Origin of the sequence: Bradyrhizobium sp. USDA 4532 (genome assembly GCF_024171315.1) — a bacterium.
Taxonomy (GTDB): Bacteria; Pseudomonadota; Alphaproteobacteria; order Rhizobiales; family Xanthobacteraceae; genus Bradyrhizobium; species Bradyrhizobium australafricanum.
Genome location: NZ_JALJZN010000001.1, coordinates 4,532,392 through 4,551,492, shown reverse-complemented (window position 1 = coordinate 4,551,492; position 19,101 = coordinate 4,532,392). Strand labels below are relative to the sequence as shown.

15 protein-coding genes, 1 tRNA gene and 1 pseudogene are annotated in these 19,101 nt (G+C 62.6%); 8 read left to right on the top strand and 9 right to left on the bottom strand.

What is annotated here, in order from left to right; genetic code table 11:
• Nucleotides 1–703 precede the first annotated feature (703 nt).
• The 3 genes from J2R76_RS20755 (at nt 704) to J2R76_RS20745 (ending at nt 4,466) form a co-directional block, all read left to right on the top strand.
• On the top strand, nt 704–1,909 hold the full coding sequence (locus J2R76_RS20755; RefSeq protein ID WP_168855216.1) for a GGDEF domain-containing protein: 1,206 nt from the start codon (nt 704–706) through the stop codon (nt 1,907–1,909).
• 34 nt (nt 1,910–1,943) lie between these two features.
• Nucleotides 1,944–2,564, top strand: coding sequence for a peptidoglycan recognition family protein (locus tag J2R76_RS20750; protein WP_057018053.1), 621 nt, complete (start codon nt 1,944–1,946; stop codon nt 2,562–2,564).
• A 1,026-nt stretch (nt 2,565–3,590) separates the two neighbouring features.
• Nucleotides 3,591–4,466: a L,D-transpeptidase gene (locus J2R76_RS20745; RefSeq protein ID WP_253624842.1), complete on the top strand. Its 876-nt coding sequence runs from the start codon at nt 3,591–3,593 to the stop codon at nt 4,464–4,466.
• Nucleotides 4,467–5,618: 1,152 nt separating this feature from the next.
• Here J2R76_RS20745 and J2R76_RS20740 read toward each other — a convergent pair.
• From J2R76_RS20740 to J2R76_RS20720, 5 genes are all read right to left on the bottom strand, one after another.
• Nucleotides 5,619–6,431 (bottom strand): aminoglycoside phosphotransferase family protein, encoded by an 813-nt coding sequence (locus J2R76_RS20740; RefSeq protein WP_253624841.1) that lies wholly within the window; start codon nt 6,429–6,431, stop codon nt 5,619–5,621.
• A 178-nt stretch (nt 6,432–6,609) separates the two neighbouring features.
• Nucleotides 6,610–7,629 carry a hypothetical protein gene (locus tag J2R76_RS20735; RefSeq protein ID WP_253624840.1) on the bottom strand — a complete coding sequence of 340 codons (1,020 nt, stop codon included), beginning with the start codon at nt 7,627–7,629 and terminating at the stop codon, nt 6,610–6,612.
• A gap of 432 nt (nt 7,630–8,061) precedes the next feature.
• A complete protein-coding gene (locus J2R76_RS20730; RefSeq protein WP_057018049.1) occupies nt 8,062–8,469 on the bottom strand; it encodes a hypothetical protein in 408 nt (135 codons plus the stop codon).
• A 449-nt stretch (nt 8,470–8,918) separates the two neighbouring features.
• Entirely contained in the window at nt 8,919–9,815 is an 897-nt protein-coding gene (gene rpoH / locus J2R76_RS20725) for an RNA polymerase sigma factor RpoH (protein ID WP_024581019.1), read from the bottom strand.
• Between the two features lie 216 nt (nt 9,816–10,031).
• Entirely contained in the window at nt 10,032–11,051 is a 1,020-nt protein-coding gene (locus J2R76_RS20720) for an RluA family pseudouridine synthase (protein ID WP_244435987.1), read from the bottom strand.
• 21 nt (nt 11,052–11,072) lie between these two features.
• On the opposite strand from J2R76_RS20720, the gene J2R76_RS20715 reads away from it, so the two are divergent.
• From J2R76_RS20715 to J2R76_RS20705, 3 genes are all read left to right on the top strand, one after another.
• Entirely contained in the window at nt 11,073–11,408 is a 336-nt protein-coding gene (locus J2R76_RS20715; protein WP_028333161.1) for a hypothetical protein, read from the top strand.
• Between the two features lie 126 nt (nt 11,409–11,534).
• Nucleotides 11,535–12,182 (top strand): ubiquinol-cytochrome c reductase iron-sulfur subunit, encoded by a 648-nt coding sequence (locus tag J2R76_RS20710; RefSeq protein ID WP_253624838.1) that lies wholly within the window; start codon nt 11,535–11,537, stop codon nt 12,180–12,182.
• 67 nt (nt 12,183–12,249) lie between these two features.
• Nucleotides 12,250–13,980 carry a methanol/ethanol family PQQ-dependent dehydrogenase gene (locus J2R76_RS20705; RefSeq protein WP_038387773.1) on the top strand — a complete coding sequence of 577 codons (1,731 nt, stop codon included), beginning with the start codon at nt 12,250–12,252 and terminating at the stop codon, nt 13,978–13,980.
• A gap of 179 nt (nt 13,981–14,159) precedes the next feature.
• On the opposite strand, the gene J2R76_RS20700 is transcribed toward J2R76_RS20705, so the two are convergent.
• The 3 genes from J2R76_RS20700 to J2R76_RS20690 are packed head-to-tail and all read right to left on the bottom strand — an operon-like array spanning nt 14,160 to nt 17,256.
• Entirely contained in the window at nt 14,160–14,432 is a 273-nt protein-coding gene (locus J2R76_RS20700; RefSeq protein ID WP_253624837.1) for a hypothetical protein, read from the bottom strand.
• A 54-nt stretch (nt 14,433–14,486) separates the two neighbouring features.
• On the bottom strand, nt 14,487–16,802 hold the full coding sequence (locus J2R76_RS20695) for a molybdopterin cofactor-binding domain-containing protein (protein ID WP_253624835.1): 2,316 nt from the start codon (nt 16,800–16,802) through the stop codon (nt 14,487–14,489).
• A 1-nt stretch (nt 16,803) separates the two neighbouring features.
• Nucleotides 16,804–17,256, bottom strand: coding sequence for a (2Fe-2S)-binding protein (locus tag J2R76_RS20690; RefSeq protein WP_028333166.1), 453 nt, complete (start codon nt 17,254–17,256; stop codon nt 16,804–16,806).
• Nucleotides 17,257–17,841: 585 nt separating this feature from the next.
• On the opposite strand from J2R76_RS20690, the gene J2R76_RS20685 reads away from it, so the two are divergent.
• Nucleotides 17,842–17,916 (top strand) — tRNA-Glu (locus J2R76_RS20685).
• Nucleotides 17,917–18,105: 189 nt separating this feature from the next.
• Here J2R76_RS20685 and J2R76_RS20680 read toward each other — a convergent pair.
• Nucleotides 18,106–18,558 (bottom strand): annotated as a pseudogene (locus J2R76_RS20680) (tyrosine-type recombinase/integrase); the annotation flags it as partial.
• Between the two features lie 9 nt (nt 18,559–18,567).
• Between J2R76_RS20680 and J2R76_RS20675 the strand changes: the two are divergent.
• Entirely contained in the window at nt 18,568–18,834 is a 267-nt protein-coding gene (locus J2R76_RS20675) for a hypothetical protein (RefSeq protein WP_253624834.1), read from the top strand.
• Nucleotides 18,835–19,101 lie beyond the last annotated feature (267 nt).

Below are 19,101 nucleotides of genomic sequence, written 5' to 3'. Positions count from 1 at the left end.
ATGTAGGGTGGTGAATTCGAGGTTGACGTCGCTGCGACCGGTTGTCCCGGTCCGGGTGCCCGGGCAGGGCAAGAGCCGCTACCCGGGCTGGAATTCGTTACTTCTTGGCGGCCTTCTTTTTGGTGGCCTTTTTCGCCTTCGCCTTCTTCGCCTTCTTCGCTTTCTTAGCCATAGTATCCTCTCAGGGTTTCATGGATTGAACGCGACTCCGAGGCATGCTTGGCGGAGGGCCAGCCTCGCAACATCCTCGATATCAAACTCAGCAGATTCGGAGGCTGCTGCCGCGTGCTGTCACGGCGCCGTCATCGTGTTATCCACAACTGTTACGCGTTTTCGCCAGCTTTTTCGCAAAGCGTTGCGCATCTCGCGCGTCGCGGCGTCGCGCATCCGTCATGCTTAACGATGCGCAAACGGCGGATGCGCAGATCTTCATCAATTCAAAACCACGGCGCGGATTGGCACGTTGTGGGTGACGCTCCGTTAAGCGGCGCGGCCGCATGCTGTTCCGTAAGACAACGGGGATTGTCATTTGAGGAAGCGCCCCGGGGGCATGATCCGGACAAGTGCGAAGCGGTTTTCCGAAAAGATCATGCCAAAACAAGAATCTAACGCGCGATGATGATTCAGCCTGATCTCATCGCGCTTTAGCGGCAGACGGTCATTTCAGGAGAGGCGAGGCCGATACGGCTCTCGAACAGGGGCGATGTTGAGCGTTCCGACGCTTTGGACGGTATTCATTATCAATTTTCTCGCGCTCGGGCTGATCTGGGCCTATGTCGCGCGCAGCTATCCTGCTTTCGGCGCGGCGCGGTTCTGGACCGCGTCGGCCCTCGTCGCCTCCGCCGGGGCCAGCTGCGCGATGCTTCGCGTGATGCTGACGGACTCGCTGCTGCCGCTGCTTGCGGCCGGGACCTTGATGGTGTTCGCCGCCGGCCTTGCCGCGATGGGCATCGAGCGGTTCTACGACAAGCCTGCGACCTGGCGCGCCACCCTGCTGACCACGGCGCTGGCCTTCGCCGGTCTCGGCACCTTCATCTTCGCCTATGACAGCATGCCGATGCGCATCCTGGTCTACACCATTGCCCAGGTCACGCCGTTCGCGCTGACGCTGAAGCTGTTGCTGTCGTCCGAGAACGGCCGCGTCAGCCCCGGTGCCCGGCTCGCCGGCATCGTCGCCTCCGTGCTGATCGGCATCTATGCGCTGCGTGCCATCGGCGCGCTGCTGCAGCCCGGCGAGTTCTCCTTCGTCCGCTTCTCTGCGGGGCAGTCGCTGGTGATCCTGCTGATGGTGTTCCTGTCGATGGCGCTCAATTTCGGCTTCCTGCTGATGGCGATCGACCGGCTGCGCAACGAGGTCGCCGACCTCGCGCTGCTCGACGATCTCACCGGCGTCGGCAACCGCCGCCATCTCTTGCAGCGGCTGACCGAGGAATGCGCGCGCTCCGACCGCAACGGCGAGGCGTTCGCGCTGCTGGTGATCGACCTCGACGGCTTCAAGGGCATCAACGACACCCATGGCCACGCCGCCGGCGACGCCTGCCTGCAGCATTTCACGCTGATGGCGCAGACGCGGCTCCGCCCGGGCGACATGCTGGCCCGCACCGGCGGCGACGAGTTCTGCATCGTGTTGCCGTCCTCGACGCTGCGCGAAGGCGCGATGATCGCGCGCCGCGTGCTCGAGGTCTGCCGCGCCGATGCCGAGCAGTGCACCGGCAGGGACATTCCGATCGCGGTCTCGATCGGCGTCGCGCAATGGACCCGCGAGATCGGCCTGCATCCCGATCGCCTGGTCGCCGCCGCCGACCACGCGCTCTACGACGCCAAGAAGGGCGGCAAGAACGGCTACGCGACCTACGAGCCGAAGCCGGCGCCCGAGACGGTCGAGGCGAGCCTGCGCAAGCGCGCCTGAGCGTGCTAACGAGAGACGACACCGGATCTCCGTGATGATGCCTCGCCTGCTCACCGCACTTCTTGTGCTTGTCCTGTTCGCTGCCGCATCGGCCGAAACGCCCGATCTCGCGGCCATCGCGCGATCGCAAGGCACGCCCGAGATTCCCGGCTTGAAGATGGTCTGGCTGGCGCCCTGGGGCGACGTCGCCAAATCGCATCCCTGGCGCAATATCATCGTGCACCAGACCGAGGGGCCGCAGGGCTCGGCGCGATACGGCGCCGAGGCGCAGCACAAGAACCCGACCCGGCGCGGCGTCATGATCTGGGTCGAAACCGACGGCACGGTCTATTGGGCGGTCGCCGACAGCCTCGTTCCGACCCACACAGACGGCGCCGATCGCAACGACAACAAATACATCGACAACAGCAAGACCTATCACCAGGTGAACAAGGACACGTCGATCGGCGTCGAGTTCTCCGGCAATTATCCCGACGTCACGACGGGCCCGACCGACGCACAGGTCGCGGCCTGGCGGGTGCTGGTGAAGCTGCTGCGCGCGCGTTACGGCATCCCGCCGGAGCGCGTCTACGCCCACAACTGGATCGACTTCAAGGATGCCCGCTACTGCGAGGGCTGCGCGCTCGCCACCATGGCGCGGCAGTGGGGCGAGTAGGGCGGGTACTCATCAAAATCCCGGACGCCTGCGTTCGGGGACGAAGCGGCAACCGGACCGGACCTCGCCGATATCGCCTTCTGAGCCCCTAGCCGACATAGCCAAGAGCGCCTGTTTTGTCCGCTTCGTGGGATGGGTGGAGCGAAGCGATACCCATCAAGCTTGTGCTGCGCGTTCGGATGATGGGTATCGCTGCGCTCCACCCATCCTACGGACTGGCCAGGGCAGCCTTGACCCATCGCGGACATTTCCTCGTCTTCATCCATTGATCTGGATCAATGCGTCCCCTCACGTTCGCGTTGGCATCGTTCGTTCCGCCAATCCATACGGAGGGTACTATGGAAAGCGCATGCAGGTATCCCTTAGCGTTGATCGTCTTTGCGTTGGCACCGTCTGCTTTCGCCGCCGAGCTCCCAAAAGAAGGCAACTTCGATTACACGGCGTGCTGGTCGGGCACGAGCAACACTATCTCATTTTCCAAGACCCACATCGCGCGAAGCTATGAGCATACCGGCTCTATCCGAAGCAATCCTCCGGTTGGGCTTTTCGACAAAGATACATTCCGGTGCGTAGGGGTTAGTGCATCTCTTGGTGGGAAGATTACTGGCACCACGGTCTGCGAGTCCATTGACCGAGACGGTGATAAGCGACTTTCGTACTTCTCGACGTCAGAAGGAAAGGTAACCAGAGAGACAGTCGCGGGGACTGGGAAGTACGACGGCATGGTCATGACCGCAACGATACAACCCTTAGGGCCTTTCCCGGTCATCAAAGAGGGAACCTTTCAAGACTGCAATCACCAGACTGGTACCTATACGTTGAAGTGATGTTGCATCTTTGCGCGGGGGCCGCCTTTTGGGCGGCCCTTGCTTTGCCCGAACCGGCGATCGAATGTGGACGATGGGTGTTGCAGCACAGGGGCTGGCGTTAACGACGCTTGGCGATTTCCAGCCTGGGCGACATCCCTTCGAAGCTTGTTAAAATTTGCCGGGTACCCCTTCCGGGCATTGCGATCAGGGGAGAAGTATGGGTAAGCGGGCCAAACGTGGAAAGACCGAGACGCTCGCGCTACCAGTGGCCGGAAGAGTTGTAATTGGCGTCGTGGCCGCTGCCGCATTGGGGTACGGCTTGCTGTGGCGGCCGGCGGGCGTTCAACCGATACGGAAGCAAGCCGCGCACCAGGTGCCGGCACCATCTAGTCCAACGCCGTCGACTCCCATTCACGTAGGGGCGGCGGTTCAGGCGCCAGCGCCAGCTCCGGTTCCGATCCCGGTCCCCGCGCCCCGGATCGAAACACCAAAAGCCGCTGACGCTCCCGGAAAATTCGCTCGGCAGGTGGTTGACTACGTCAGTCACCAGCCGCCGGGCACCGTCGTCATCGATACCGGAAACACATTCCTCTATCTGGTTCTGAATGGCGGGCAGGCGATGCGCTACGGCATCGGTGTCGGCCGCGAAGGTTTCACATGGTCCGGTGAGCAGGTCGTGGCCCGCAAGACAGAATGGCCGGATTGGCGTCCGCCGGCAGAGATGATTTCGCGCCAGCCTTATCTGCCGCGGTTCATGGCGGGCGGTCCTGGCAATCCGCTCGGTGCCCGGGCGATGTATCTGGGCGATACCGAATACAGAATCCACGGCACCAACAAGCCCGACACGATCGGGAAGCGGGTTTCATCCGGCTGCATCCGGCTGACCAATGACGACGTCATGGACCTCTATGATCGGGTGAAAGTCGGCGCGAAAGTGATCGTGCTTCCGGCACCAGCTGCCCATCGACCATCCCCGGGCGCGCCGCCCGACGCCGCCGTCTCATCGCAGGAACCGGCGTCGCCGTCGAGCCGGCCCTCGGCAGCCAACGCGCAACCGCAGGCTTCTCGATCGAAGATGGCCGACGCCCAGTAACTCAATTCTTCTGTCCCAGATCTACAACTTGAGAAGCAGCCCCGTTCAAAATGGGCTGGGTGGCCGCACCGTAACCTGCGGCATGCCAGGCGTCGGTGCGCTGTATGAGACCGTATGATCGCGTGCGTGGGGCATTGGTAGTAGCGCGCTGCAGCAACAGCGGTTTCTTGTGGATCAAATTCGGGAAAGTCGTAGCGTCGTGAGTAGAGGCTGTGCCGCTACAGCCTTCCAGCCCCGGCAGCCCCAGCTCACCCCCTGAGCTGGGGCTTGCTTGGTTCCTCGTTCGATGGTCGATCGGGATGGATGGCGTCGAGTACAGCCTGATAGGTCTAGCGATCGTTTTCTTCGTCGTCGGCGGGGGCGCTCTTCTGCTCGGATGATCAGCCCTACAACCCCCACACCATCGCGACGGCCAAGAGCACCAGCATGCAGGGACCGCGGTCACAGGCGCCCTTTCGCGTTAGCGATCACGTCTCACTGAGCACATCGTAAATCGGCAAATGCCCGCGGCAATTGCCATTCGGAACTGGTCCTAACCAACAGACGGGCAGGCAAATCGCATGCGCAAAAGTAGTAGCGCGCCGCAGCATTGCGGTTCGTAGTGGATAGAAATTGGGAAAAAGGCGCAATGTAACGTCGTGGGCGGAGGGCGGCCGCTACAGCCTCCGAAGCCGCGTCAGTCCCAGCTCAATCCGCCTTCCAGCTGGGCGCACCGGACGGGGAGGGAGATCTCATGAGGGCAGCGCTCTTGGCATTATCGCTCGTTGGTCAGCCGCCCGTACAAATTTCAGACAGTGTTCCCAACTTCGACATCAAGTCGCTTTGCGCGGACGTTTCCGTTGACGATAAAGCGTCGGGACTTCCCCAGGACGCGAGCAAGTGCGTGAGTGACGAGGCGGTTGCGCGGCAGCAGCTAAACTCGATCTGGCTAGCTGTCCCGGCGGGACCGCGAGAAAGTTGCGAACTCATGGCAGGGTCAGGGCAAGTACAAAGCTATGTCGAACTCCTCATTTGCTTGAAAATGATTGACTGGGACTCGCCATCGGCAGAGCCCTCTCAGAGGCCCAGGCAAGGTTCGAAAACGCCAGGCAATTAACCGCCGTTCGATGAATTGCGACGGAGCGCTGTTGAAGCGTGCGGAGAGGTCACCATTCAGTCTTCCGAGCGCAGAGTCGCTTCGATGCGCTGGATCAGCCGCTCCCGCAGTGAAGGCACCGCGTTGCCGAGAACGGCGAAGGTGCGGACGATGGGCAAATACGGCTCCATTGCCGCCGTTAGATCCGCGAGAGACATGCCGTTGAGCCGGGCATATTCGGATTGCGCCGCCGCATTGGTCGCGCGCGGCCGCTCCGGATTGTCGGCGACTTCCGGCCCGAGCTCGGACAGGATCACGCGCAAGAACCCAAGCTCGAGGACGGCGGGCCCGCGCATCGCGCTGACCCAGTCGACCAGCTTTGGGCCTTCCGCTGTCATGATCACGTTACCGGGGCTCAGGTCGGTATGGCAGAGCCCGTCGCCCGGCGGCAAGCGATCGATCAGCGCGAGGATTTCAGTGGCGATGTGCTTCGGGAGCTTGCCGTCGTCGTGCTCCAACTGAGCCTCCATATACTCGTGCATGGAGAGGACCTCCGGCGGCAGGGGCGTCTTGTGAATGGACATGGCAAGAGCCGCGATGATCGCGCCGGCCTGTTCGAACGTCACCGCGCCGGTTCGGGTTAGCTGCAGCAGGGTCGGTCCGTCGAGGCGCTGCAGCACGATGCCGAAGCGCCCGTCCAGGGTCACCTCTCCGAACACCTCCGGCACCGGAGCGCCGGCGGCGTGGACGGCGCGGATCATGTGCACCTCGAACCAGGGCATCCGCCGCGGCAAGCCGGGCTTGAACAGTTTGACGACTCGCCCCGGCGCCCAGGCGTAGGCTTCGGAGTAGGCGCCTTCACCGATCTTTTCCCCCAGCGATCCTCGCATGCCCGTTCTCCGCCGTGCAGAGCAAACACCGGCGGCGAGCAAAAAGGAACCCCTCCCGTCGCGGGGCCGCCGGACACCATCGCTGACGGCCTGCGTGACCATCGAGAACGCCGGGTCTTCGAGGTGAACCGGAAGTCCCTCGGTAGCGGCAAGGCTTTGGCGAGTCTCGTCCGAGCCTTCAGCTCGGTTCAATCCAATGGGAAGGATTCGAGACGTACATGGTTCCTCGCGTCAAGAAAGCGGACAATTCAAGTCCCACACCTAAAAACGGCAAGTCGAGCACAATGACGCCCGAGCCCTTGGCTGCCTCGAATCCTCCGTACAGCGTGTGGAGTGCATTTCTCACGTTTTGAAGTAAGCCAATAGCCGTAAAGGTGTTACGCGTATTCAGCGCGGGTGCCACGTACCTGCCGTTTCTCAAGCCATCGATGAAGTACTTGCTGTTATGGATCGATTGTAGTGCCGATTTCGAGATCAGCTTTTCGGTAAATGCGACATTGACGCCCCAGTCATTCAGGGGTTCACGGTGCAACTCATATGGAACGCTGAAACCAAAGCCGATAACAGCAACCGCCCCTCCGCTGCCTCCAAGACCCAGTCCCCACCGGCTGCTAATAATCTGGAGATCAAAGGTCTCCAAATCTCCCAGGTTCACGACGTACGCGGTCGTGCTCTCGATGCCGCCGATCAACAACTGTCCGCCAGACTTGACGCCGAAGCCAAGCCAACGTTTGAAGAACTTGCGTTCCTCCGGATAAAATTGAGGTTTCGGTTGAGGCGGCGGTGGTGGCGGCGGCGGCGGTGGATTTGGCTTATTCCAAACCGAGATGATCACACCACGCCAGGCTTCGTTTTCCACCCCATCCATTTCACCTGCATACTTGGCCGCGCGTTCCCCTTTCGCCACCTCGAGCGCAACTTTGAAATTGTTGGGCACTTGCTTGCGAAGCAAATCAATTACGGCCCGCAGCCTATTCTGCGACAATTCCATGTTGAAATCGTCGCTGCCGGTACGACTCGCAAGTCCTATGATTGTAAGGCTTCCTCCGCTCCTCAATTTTGGAGCGACGACACTGATCAGCCAATTGGAATGTTCCGGCTTTATGGCGAACTTGCCGACTTCAAAGTTGAACAACTTCGCCGCAATCGTATCCGGTGCCTGCGATCCGTACTCCTGGATTTTTCCAGGTGATGCCATGTTGACTATCTCCCAACGGAGAGACCGACTGCGGAATCGGGTAGGACCCGGATTGAAATATCCGCGTATCAATGGGTCGCTTTGGAGTTTATGCCGGTTCATCGTCGCCCTCGGATTCCCGGCGGCTACTTGAAGGTGCCGTCGAAGTCGGTGAAGGCGAAGCCATAGGACACTCCGTGGTTTTCGGCGGAATGAGCGTGGGCGGCTCGGGTTTCATCGCGATGTCGCGGCGAAGCGCGGCAGTGGGCGAGTAGGGCCGCGTACTCCATCAAAATCCAGAACGCCTGCTTTCGGGGACGAAGCGGAAACCCGATCCAAGTTCACGGATATCGCCTTCTGACCCGAAGCGGTCCTGCACGCGGATGGCGTCGTCGCGTGCGCCATCCGCTCCTGCAATCTATCTCTTGCTATCTCTTGCGAAGAAAAAGAGCCTCAGGCCTTCAGGTCCGTGATCCGCATGATCGCGACCACATTCCCATCATTGTACGCCTGCTCTTTTGTTTCCTTGTTACAGGTCCAGACAAAATTCTTCTTGCCCGTAAAGGTCTTTCCGTCCTGCTCAAGCCGAAGCTCCCCTTCGGTGATATGGCAGATCATGGCATTCATCATCGGGGGGCCCATGGTCTTCGATCCCGGCTGCATAATGACATCGCGCATTGAGACCGTCTTAAATCCTGGGATCAGGGATGGTGTCTCGCCTTCATATTCACGCACCACGACACCTGGCCAAGGTGCCGCATCCTTGTAGCCCGTGGCTTGAGCCTTGGCGGGCTTGATCATGGCAGTCGAAACCGCTGCCAACGCGATTCCCAGTGCGGACCTTCGATCGACCTTCCTCATCGCTTTTCTCCCGACGTTACCGAACGAGCGGCCGCAAATGCAGCGCGCAAAGTTCGTGGTGAACGGTGGTGCGAAACCGAAAAAAGAACGGCCTCTAGGAGAGCGTGTGCCTGCCGATAGCACCAGTGCTGCTCGTTTGCCCGGACGGTGATTTCGGCACGTCCCGCTTCAAGGGCCGTGACATTCTACGGCACCTGACGCATCCGGGGAACGGGTGGCGTTGCACGAAGACACTGCAGCCTGTCGGGAAGGTCCGAAACTGGCCCCTTAGCCGGCATGACCGAATGCGCCTCGCGAGTCCGCACCCGAGGCTGATGCGGACATTCGTCGGCAGGCGGATTGATGGCTACACGCCCCGGATCGAGGTGCGTGCCGAGCACCACTTTGCAAACAACAAAAAAGCCGGCGTTGCCGCCGGCTTTCGTGTCTGTTGGCTCGCTGCTGCGCGATCAGTGCGCGGCTTCGAGCGCGGCTTCCTGCCGGGCAATCGTGCCCTTCACGGCCGACTGCACCTTCTCGAACGCGCGGACCTCGATCTGCCGCACGCGCTCGCGCGACACGCCGAACTCGGCGGCGAGGTCTTCCAGCGTCATCGGCTCGTCCGCCAGACGCCGCGCCTCGAAGATGCGGCGTTCGCGCGGGTTGAGCACGCCGATCGCACCGTTCAGGGCCTGGCGGCGATGATCGAACTCCTCGCTCTCGGCCATCAGGGCTTCGGCGTTGGGCGAGTTGTCGACCAGCCAGTCCTGCCATTCGCCGGCTTCGCCGTCGTCGCGGATCGGGGCGTTGAGCGACGCGTCACCGCCGAGGCGGCGGTTCATGTCGATCACGTCCTGATCGGTCACGCCGAGGCGCTTGGCAATCAGCTTGACCTGGTCGGGGTGGAGATCACCCTCTTCCAGGGCGGAGATCTTGCTCTTCGCCTTGCGCAGGTTGAAGAAGAGCTTCTTCTGGTTCGCGGTGGTGCCCATCTTCACGAGCGACCAGGAACGCAGAATGTACTCTTGTATTGACGCCTTGATCCACCACATGGCGTAAGTGGCGAGACGGAAGCCCTTCTCGGGCTCGAATCGCTTCACCGCCTGCATCAGGCCGACATTGCCTTCCGAGACGACCTCGGAAATCGGCAAGCCGTAGCCGCGATAGCCCATGGCGATCTTGGCCACGAGCCTGAGATGGCTGGTGACGAGCTTATGCGCCGCGTCGCGATCGTCATGCTCGCGCCAACGCTTGGCGAGCATGTACTCCTGCTGGGGTTCCAGCATCGGGAACTTGCGGATCTCGGCGAGGTATCGAGAGAGGCCGGATTCTCCATTGAGGACCGGCAACGTAGCTGTACGGGCCATTAGAGCGCCCTCCAGTGGTTCAGGCCCCCGATAGCGGCGGGCCCGGCAGGTGGCCGCTGGGTTAAAGCCGGCCATGCTGCGATGTTCCGCGCTGGGTATTCAGCGCAGGTGCAACATACACCAAACTGTCCGTGATAGGGAAGGATTGCTGACGTCACGTCCCCGTGTGGCAGGTATAACCTGTTGTCATAACGCGGCTTTTCCGGGAGGGGTGCGTCATACCGCCGCTTCCAGCGCCCGTTGCAGAAGAAGCAAATCCTCCGGCAAAGGCGCCTCCCAGTGCAAAAGTTCTCCGGTCCGGGGGTGCTCCAATGCCAGCAGATAGGCGTGCAGGGCCTGCCGGCCCAGCGCAGTGAGTGTGTCCTTACCTTCCGCGCCGAGCTGCCCGGCCTTGGTCTTGAAGTGGGCGCCGTAAACGCTGTCGCCGAGCAGGGGATGGCCGAGATGGGCGAGGTGCACCCTGATCTGATGGGTCCGCCCGGTCTCGAGCCGGCACGCCAGCAGCGAGGCGACCGGCTTGCCGTCGCGGCCGGCGAAGCTCGAGAGCACCTCGAAATGGGTGATCGCCTCGCGGCCGCCCTGGCGCACCGCCATCTTCTCGCGGGCGTGCGGGTGACGATCGATCGGCGCGTCGATGGTGCCGTGGGGCCGGTTCGGCACGCCCCAGACGAACGCCATGTAGCCGCGCTCCATCGGCCCGGTGCGGCCATGGTCGGCGAACTGCGCGGTCAGCGACTGGTGGGCGTGGTCGTTTTTGGCGACCACCATCAGCCCCGTGGTGTCCTTGTCGAGGCGGTGCACGATGCCCGGCCGCTTGACCCCGCCGATGCCGGACAGGCTCGAGCCGCAATGGGCGATCAGCGCGTTGACCAGCGTTCCGCTGGCGTGGCCGGCGGCGGGATGCACGACGAGGCCCCTCGGCTTGTCGATGACGATGATGTCGTCGTCCTCGAACACGATATCGAGCGCGATGTCCTCGCCCTGCGGCTCGGCGGGCGCGGCCTCCGGCACGTCGATTATGATCGTATCGCCTTTGGCGACATGATAAGCGGGGTCGCGGACGACGGCGTCCTTGACGGTCACGGAACCGGCGAGGATCAGCGCCTTCAGCCGGGACCGGGACAGCTCGGGACTGCGCTGCGCGAGCACGCGGTCGAGCCGGGCCGAGCCCTCGTCGCCGGCGACGACGACCTCCAGCTTCCGACCGCCATTCGAAGAGACTTGTTGCGAAGACACTTGCAAAGATAGAGCCTTGTGATGACCGACACCGCTGTGACCGAACCGACCCCCGACCAGGCCGCGCTGATCGCGCGGGTGCGGCGCATGATGCTGATCGCGGGCCTGACCTCGGCACTGGCCGTGGCCGTCGTATTGATTGCCATCGGCTACCGCCTTTATCGCAGCGAGGGAAGCCCCGTTTCCGTTTCCGACGTCACTGCTGCGCTGCCGAAAGGCGCGCGCATCGTCGCCACCGGTGTCGCCGGCGAACGATTGGTCCTCACGCTTGACGTGGGCGGTGCAACAGAGATTCGCACATTTGATGCAAAGACGCTGAAACCTGTCGGCAGGCTGAGCTTCGTCAACGAACCCTGATCGCAGCAATCGCGAAGCCGCGCGGTCGATCAACCGAAAGCTGCAGCGTATTTTTTGCGCATGCGTTCGCGCATCGAGAAGGTGTGCCGCCATCTTTTCGGCCGAGTTGCACGTTCAGCTTGCGCCATGTCGCGATCCAACCCGAGCGCTTCCATCGAACAGTCCGGTGAGTCCGATCTGTCGGGCTCGTGCGCCGACCCGACGCGCCGCGCGGTGTTGACCGCGCTCGCAGGCTGCGCCTGCCTCGCCGCGATCGAGCCTGCGGCCGCCGATGATGACGAACAGCCCGGCGCCAATGAGCGGCCGCAAAAAGCGGATCGGCTCGTGCGCGCCGAGGGCGACAAGGCCGGCCAGGTCATCAAGTCGGAAGATCTGACCTTGGGCGGCCCGCCTATTCGCGCCTGGCCGCAGGACCCGAACACCTCGGTCGTTCGCAAGGGCTCGCGGCTGAACGAGGTCGTGCTGGTCAAGCTCGATCCCGCCGAACTCGACGATGCCACGCGCGCCCGCGCCCCTGACGGCATCGTCTGCTACTCGGTCATCTGCACGCATGCCGGATGTCCGATCACTGCCTGGTTGAAGGAAGAGCAGGGCGACAAGAGCGTTCTGAAATGCCTCTGTCACAACTCCGAATACGATCCGCGGCAGAATGCGCAGGTCGTGTTCGGGCCGGCGCCACGTCGCCTCGCGGCATTGCCGCTGACGGTTGCCGACGGCGCGATCACGGTCGCAGCGCCATTCGTCGGAAAGGTGGGTGCTCAGCAGGGAGGATGAGGCCACATCGGGATTTCTGCATGACCTAAACTGAAAAAATCAAAACAGAGCAGGGAGGTAGCATCTCATGACAAGCAAGCAGTGGTTACTGTCGAGTTGTGTCGCATTCACGTGCCTCATTTCGACCTATGCCGTCGCGGGGCCGATCGAAAACTACAGTTCGGTGACCTCGGCGCGTCTCGAAAATCCCGAACCCGGCAACTGGATGCTGTATCGCCGGACCTATGACGGACAGGGGTATAGTCCGCTCAACCAGATCAACACCTCCAACGTCAAGGACCTCAAGCCGGTCTGGACCTTCTCGACCGGCGTCATCGAGGGCCATGAGGCGCCGCCGATCGTCAACAACGGCGTGATGTTTGCCGCGACCCCGATGGGGCAGGTGATCGCGCTCAACGCCAAGACCGGCGAGGAGTACTGGCGCTACAAGCGGCAGCTTCCCGACGATCTGTTCCAGCTGCACCCGACGAGCCGTGGCGTCGGCCTGTGGCAGGACAAGGTCTACTTCGCCACCACCGACGACCATGTCGTCGCGCTCGATGCCAAGACCGGCAAGGTGGTCTGGGACACCAAGGTCCAGGACTACAAGAAGGGTCAGTATCTGACGCTGATGCCGCTGGTGGTCGACGGCAAGGTGATCGTCGGCGGCTCCGGCGGCGAGTTCGGCGTGCGCGGCTATGTCGTCGCCTACGATGCCGAGAGCGGCAAGGAGCTCTGGCGCACCTTCACCATCCCCGGCGAAGGCGAGCCCGGGCACGAGACCTGGAGTGGCGACGACTGGAAGTCGGGCGGTGGATCGGCCTGGATGACCGGCACCTACGACAAGGACAACAAGACGATCCTCTGGGGCGTCGGCAACGCTGCGCCTTGGCCGGGCTCGGCTCACGCCGGCGACAACCTCTACACCAGCTCGGTGATCGGTCTCGATCCCGAGACCGGCAAGATCAAGAAGCACTTCCAGTATCACCAGAACGATTCCTGGGACTGGGACGAGGTCGATGCGCCGATGCTGGTCGACCTGCAGCGTGACGGACGTTCGTTCAAGAGCCTGATCCACCCGGGACGCGACGCCATCTTCTGGGTGCTCGAGAACAAGCCCGACAAGATCAACTACGTGTCCGGCTGGCCGTTCGTGAAGACCAATGTCTGGAAGGGCATCGAGGCCGAGACCGGTCGGCCGATCGTCGATCCCGAGCACAAGCCGGTGATCGGCAAGCGGGTCGAGTTCTGCCCGTCGCTGTGGGGCGGCAAGGATTGGCCGTCGGCGGCGTACAGCCAGAGCACCAAGCTCGTCTACGTTCCCGCCAACGAGAACTTCTGCGGCGGCTTCACGGGCGAGAAGCAGCCGCTGGTACCCGGCCAGCTCTGGCTCGGCACCAAGCCGGAGGACATCGGACTGACGCCGGCACCGAACGCCGATCATTTCGGCGAGTTGCAGGCGTGGGATCCGGCCACCGGCAAGAAGGTCTGGCAGCACGACTTCAAGACCTCGCAGCTGTTCGGCTCGGTGACGGCGACCGCGGGCGATCTGGTTCTCGCCGGCGGCACCAACGACCGGATGTTCCGCATCTTCAACGCCAAGACCGGCGAGCTGTTGTGGGAGCAGAAGACCAACTCCGGCATCATGGCGATGCCGATGTCCTATGAGGTCGACGGAACGCAATACATCGCGGTCCAGTCGGGTTGGGGCGTCGACGCGCAACGCATCCAGGATGCTCTGGCCGGCAAGGTCAAGGGCTTCGAGAACAACGTCCCGCAAGGCGGCGTGATCTGGGTGTTCGCGCTCGACAAGAAGTAAGCCACGTGATCCGAGCTTCGGTCCTGATTGAATCAGGACCGAAGCGCCGGCTTGTTATGACGCGTTTTCTCGAAGCGAAACGGTGTTCGTTCCGTTCGAAAACGCTTCTCACCTATAGGGGGCGATGCGATCGGGAAGCGGCGGATGGGGAGACCGCCGCTTCCCGGTCCGCGCTTGCTTTATTTGCCCTTGGTATCGACCTTCCGCTTCTCGTCGTCGTTCATCTGCTTGATCGTGGGATCGCGGCTGACCTCGCCAGTGGTCTGGCCGGTGGTCGCTGGCGGGCCGCTGCTCGGAACCGAGTTCTGGTCGGGCAGCACCCGCGCCGGACGGGTCGCCGTTGCGTTCGGCGGCGAGGCGGTCTGGGCAAGCGCCGTCTGTGTCGCAAAAAGCAAGACGCCCGCGGACAGGGTTGCCGCGAGCGTCCCGAATGTTTGAGGTGGGGTTCTCATCGATCTGCTCCAGTGGATCGATGAGAACGACCTATCTCGTCCGACGTTCCAGCTTCAGGTCTCCAGCTGCTTGCCGATCGGAAGGGCGCGGATGCGCTTTCCGGTCGCGGCAAAGATCGCGTTGATCAATGCCGGCGCGAACGGCGGCACGCCGGGCTCGCCGACGCCGCTCGGCGGGGTGTCCGCGCCGGGCGGCACGATGTAGACGTTGGTGATCACAGGCGACTCGTCCATCCGGATCACCGGGAAGTCGTCGAAATTGCCCTGCTGCACCTTGCCGTCCTTGAAGCTGATCTCGCCGTATTTGGCCAGACTCAGCCCCATGATCGCGGCACCCTCGATCTGCGAGTGGATCCGTTCCGGATTGACATAGGTGCCGCAATCGATCGCGGTGTCGACCCGCGGCACCGAGAACTTGCCCTTGTTGTCGACCGCCACCTCGACGATGGTCGCGATGTAGCTGACGAACGAGCGGTGCACCGCGATGCCGAGGCCGTGGCCCTTCGGCACCTTGCGGCCCCACTCGCCCTTCTCGGCGACCAGCTCGACCACCTTGCGCAAGCGCGCGGTGTCGATCGGGTAGCTGTCATAGGGCTCGCCGTAGTTCCAGGGATCCTTCACCGAGGACAGGTTGACGATCCGCGGGCTTCCGATCAGCTCCAGCAGCATCTCCTTCTGGTCGCGGCCCGTCGCATGCGCGATTTCCCCGACCATGGATTGCACCGCGAAGGCGCGCGGGATGTTGGAGACCGAGCGGAACCAGCCGATCCGCGTGAACGCGGCCGCTTCCGGATTCTCGCACTGCAGGTTGGCGATCTCGAACGGGTTGTCGATCAGGCCCATGCCGAGCTCGAACGGCGCCTCGTGATTGGCGCCGGCGGCGAAGGTCGAGGCGATGGTTGGCGCCACGCTGCGGTGCCGCCACGCAATCACCTTGCCGCTCTTGTCGAGACCGGCCTCGATCCGTTCCACCGAGACGGTGTGCAGGAAGTCGTGATGCACGTCGTCCTCACGGGTCCACTGCACCTTGACCGGCGCGCCGAGCTCCTTCGACAGCAATGCCGCCTCGAGCGCGAAGTCGCATTTCGACTTGCGGCCGAAGCCGCCGCCGAGCAGCGTCACGTTGACGGTGACATTGTCCTCGGGGATGCCAAGCGTCTTGGCGACATCCTCGCGGGTGCCGCCGGGGCTCTGCACCGGCGCCCAGATCGTGGCCTTGTCGCCCTTGACGTCGGCCACCGCGACCGGCGGCTCCATGCTGACATGGGCGAGATGCGGCAAATAATATTCGCCCGTGATCACCTTATCGGCGGTCTTCAGGGCCGCATCGGCGTCGCCTTCCTTGCGCACCACGAGGCCGGGTTTGCGCGCGGCTTCCTCGAGCGAGGCACGATAGGTGACGGAGTCGTATTTGGCGTTGGCGCCGTCGTCCCAGACGATCTTCAGCGCGTCGCGGCCCTTGATTGCGGCGCCGGTGTTGCGCGCGATCACGGCCACGCCGCCGAGCGGCTGGAACTTGGACGGCCACGGCCAGCCCTTGACCTCCATCACCTTCTCGACGCCCGGCACCTTCTTGGCCGCGCTGTCGTCGAACGACTTGAGCTTGCCGCCGGTGACCGGCGGACGCGCGATGACGGCGTATTTCAGGCCGGGCAGCCGGACATCGGCGCCGTAATTCGCCTTGCCGGTGGTGATGTCGTGCAGGTCGACGATCGAGACCTGGCCTTTGCCGAGATAGCGGAAGTCCTTGGGGTCCTTCAGCTTGAGGCCCTCGACGCTCGGCACCGACTCCTTTGCGGCGTCGGCCGCGAGTTCGCCGAAGCCTGCCTTGCGGCCGCTCGCGCTGTGCACCACCTCGTGGTTCTGCGCCTTCACCTCGGTGACCGGCACGCCCCATTTCTTGGCGGCGGCGGCTTCCAGCATCGAGCGCGCCGAGGCGCCGATCTGGCGCATCGGGATCAGATAGTGCCGCGTGCTGCGCGAGCCGTCGGTGTCCTGGTTGCCGAACTTGACCTCGTCGCCATGCGCCTGCTGGACATGGACGCGCGACCAGTCGGCCTCCATTTCCTCGGCGACGATCAAGGGCAGGCTGGTGCGGACGCCGGTGCCCATCTCGGAGCGGTGCGCCAGGATGGTGACGATGCCGTCGGGGGCGATCGCGACGAACACGCGCGGGTCGACCACGACGCCGTGCGGCATCTTGCCGGCGCCGGTTTCATAGGCGAACGCCTGGCGCGTCATCACGGGCGCGGCGAGCACGAAAGAGCCGGCGATGCCGAGCCCCTTGAGGATGCTGCGGCGCGAAACGTTCTCGACCTTCACGTGCTTCTCGAAGCCGCGAAGCTTGCTGGGATTGGTGCGGATATTCATGTCACACCCCCGTCGATGCGAGATGGACGGCATTCTCGATCCGCTGGTAGCAGCCGCAGCGGCAGATATTGCCCGCCATGGCTTCGCGGATCTGGTCGTGGCTGGGCTTCGGGTTCTGGTCCAGCAGCGCCGCGGCTTGCATGATCTGGCCGGCCTGGCAGTAGCCGCACTGCGGCACGTTGACCTGGCGCCAGGCCTTCTGCACCGGATGGTCGCCGGTCGGATGCAGCCCCTCGATGGTGGTGACCTCGCGGCCGACGACGTCGGACACCGAGGTGATGCAGGCGCGAACCGCCTCCTTGTCGACGATCACGGTGCAGGCGCCGCACAGCGCCTGGCCGCAGCCGAACTTGGTGCCCGTGAGGCCTGCTTCGTCACGGAGATACCAGAGCAGCGAAAGATCCGGGTCGCCGTCCCAATTCTGTTCCTGGCCGTTGATTTTTAGTTTGATCATGGTCTGTCCTCGCTCTGCTTAAGCTATTGACCTGTGCGGCGCGAGGTGCGGAACGTCTTCCATGGCCTGCGACCGCGCTGATGTTTGTTGTGCCAAGATATTCGTGAGCCAAATCTGCCGTGCGCCAAGGCCGTCAAGCGCTTGCGCTTTGTTCCAAGCACTCCTCTCGCTTGTCCGGCGCCGTGCGGGGCGCAGCATGGTGAAGGGCTGCGATGTTAGCAGAGACGGACGCCGGGTGACTTCACAGCCAAGTGTTTTGCATTGCCATTTGGCGAAAGCAGGGCCGTGCACGACGACGACATGACATCTCAGGGTGGCCATCATGCGATCGCGCGGGCGGTGCCACTGTAGCGTGCAGGTGCGACGCGCTCGGCAAAGGCACGCGCGGCATCTCGCCCGGCCTCGTCTTCCCGGATGCGCGATTGCACACCTGAGGGCATCGCGCGGCGATGAACCCGGAATCCAGCGCTATGGCGCCGGATGCCCCCGGGGGCGTTCGTAAAGCATGCGTGACAAAATCCCCGCCGCAATGCACAAGGCATCTTGCGGCGGCCGGATTTCAAGGCTATTGCCTTGCCTCTCAACGCTCCCTTCGTCTAGCGGTTAGGACGCGGCCCTCTCAAGGCTGAAACAGGGGTTCGATTCCCCTAGGGAGCGCCAGCCTGACACCTTTCGGCTTGATTTCCCTTTCATTTTCGGCTTTTTCCCCAAACTCGCGGAAGTGGTTTGGGGAATCCTGTTCGCGTTGTGTCCTTCAAGCTTGATCACCGCGTCTTCAGCGAGGGCCGCCTGATCAGCCTCCTCCGTATAGCGCTCAGCTTCAGCTAGCGTCGTGTGGCCGAGGACAGACATGATCATCTTCGCCGTTGCGCCGGCTTCGGCGAGCAAACGTCCGGCGGCTTTCCGTAGACCATGCGGCTTACAATCGAGAGGCAGTCCGGCCTTCGAGATAGCGTCGCGCATCCATCCACTGAAACCATCAACGGTGAAGGACTTGCCATAAGCAGTAGTAATGATCACGACGCTTTGCATGTCATATGCGTCGAGCGCCTCGACGGTGTCCCGATGCAACGGGATGAGAAGCTCGCGCCCGGTCTTCTGTTGCCTTATCCTGATCTTGCGTTCTGGCGTGATGTGCGTCTGCGCCATCCTGACTACGTCGGAGCGACGCTGACCCAGATTGAGGAACAGGTGAAACGCAGTGCGCTGTTTGGTGCCGAGCGGCCAGCATTCTTTGAATTGCTCAATTTCGTCGTCGGTCCACGACCGAATTTTCTTGATCTTCGGCCGTTTGATACCCAATGACGGATCATGCTTCAGCCATCCGATATTGATCGCGTGACGGATCAGTATCCGAAGCTTCTTCAGTGTATCGAGTGCCGCACCTGGGCGATTCGCATAGGGTTGAAGAATGCCGGTGACGATTCGCTCGCGCGAGAGCCCGGCGATTGTGCGATGACCGTGTTCGATCCGGAGCGTCTCAAGACGGCCAATGTAGCCCGTCTTGCTTGTGTCACGGAGGCCAATGTATTCGGCGCTCTTCATGTAGGAAGCAATGAGCGCCGCGATAGTGCCTGACGCGGCCGGCACAAACCGATTTCGGACCGGTACAAATTGGCCTAGCAACGCGGCTTGGTACGCCACCATAAATTCTTCGCTCGTGGGATCATTCGGCAAACGAGAGCGCGGTCCTTTGCCACGACGAAACGATAGATAGGTATGGCCCTTGACGTGATTACGCTCGACGTAAGGCGGCAGCTTGCGGGGCATCGACATCATTCCACGTGTCATCAACGCGAGTATTATTGCCATCGGAAGGCAGTTCATCAATGGCGATGTCTAGTT

Excerpts from the sequence above, each read along its gene's own strand:
- J2R76_RS20755 (WP_168855216.1), top strand. The coding sequence starts at position 704 with ATGTTGAGCGTTCCGACGCTTTGGACGGTATTCATTATCAATTTTCTC.
- J2R76_RS20750 (WP_057018053.1), top strand. The coding sequence starts at position 1,944 with ATGATGCCTCGCCTGCTCACCGCACTTCTTGTGCTTGTCCTGTTCGCT.
- J2R76_RS20745 (WP_253624842.1), top strand. The coding sequence starts at position 3,591 with ATGGGTAAGCGGGCCAAACGTGGAAAGACCGAGACGCTCGCGCTACCA.
- J2R76_RS20740 (WP_253624841.1), bottom strand. The coding sequence starts at position 6,431 with ATGCGAGGATCGCTGGGGGAAAAGATCGGTGAAGGCGCCTACTCCGAA.
- J2R76_RS20735 (WP_253624840.1), bottom strand. The coding sequence starts at position 7,629 with ATGGCATCACCTGGAAAAATCCAGGAGTACGGATCGCAGGCACCGGAT.
- J2R76_RS20730 (WP_057018049.1), bottom strand. The coding sequence starts at position 8,469 with ATGAGGAAGGTCGATCGAAGGTCCGCACTGGGAATCGCGTTGGCAGCG.
- rpoH (WP_024581019.1), bottom strand. The coding sequence starts at position 9,815 with ATGGCCCGTACAGCTACGTTGCCGGTCCTCAATGGAGAATCCGGCCTC.
- J2R76_RS20715 (WP_028333161.1), top strand. The coding sequence starts at position 11,073 with ATGACCGACACCGCTGTGACCGAACCGACCCCCGACCAGGCCGCGCTG.
- J2R76_RS20710 (WP_253624838.1), top strand. The coding sequence starts at position 11,535 with ATGTCGCGATCCAACCCGAGCGCTTCCATCGAACAGTCCGGTGAGTCC.
- J2R76_RS20705 (WP_038387773.1), top strand. The coding sequence starts at position 12,250 with ATGACAAGCAAGCAGTGGTTACTGTCGAGTTGTGTCGCATTCACGTGC.
- J2R76_RS20700 (WP_253624837.1), bottom strand. The coding sequence starts at position 14,432 with ATGAGAACCCCACCTCAAACATTCGGGACGCTCGCGGCAACCCTGTCC.
- J2R76_RS20695 (WP_253624835.1), bottom strand. The coding sequence starts at position 16,802 with ATGAATATCCGCACCAATCCCAGCAAGCTTCGCGGCTTCGAGAAGCAC.
- J2R76_RS20690 (WP_028333166.1), bottom strand. The coding sequence starts at position 17,256 with ATGATCAAACTAAAAATCAACGGCCAGGAACAGAATTGGGACGGCGAC.
- J2R76_RS20675 (WP_253624834.1), top strand. The coding sequence starts at position 18,568 with ATGCTTCAGCCATCCGATATTGATCGCGTGACGGATCAGTATCCGAAG.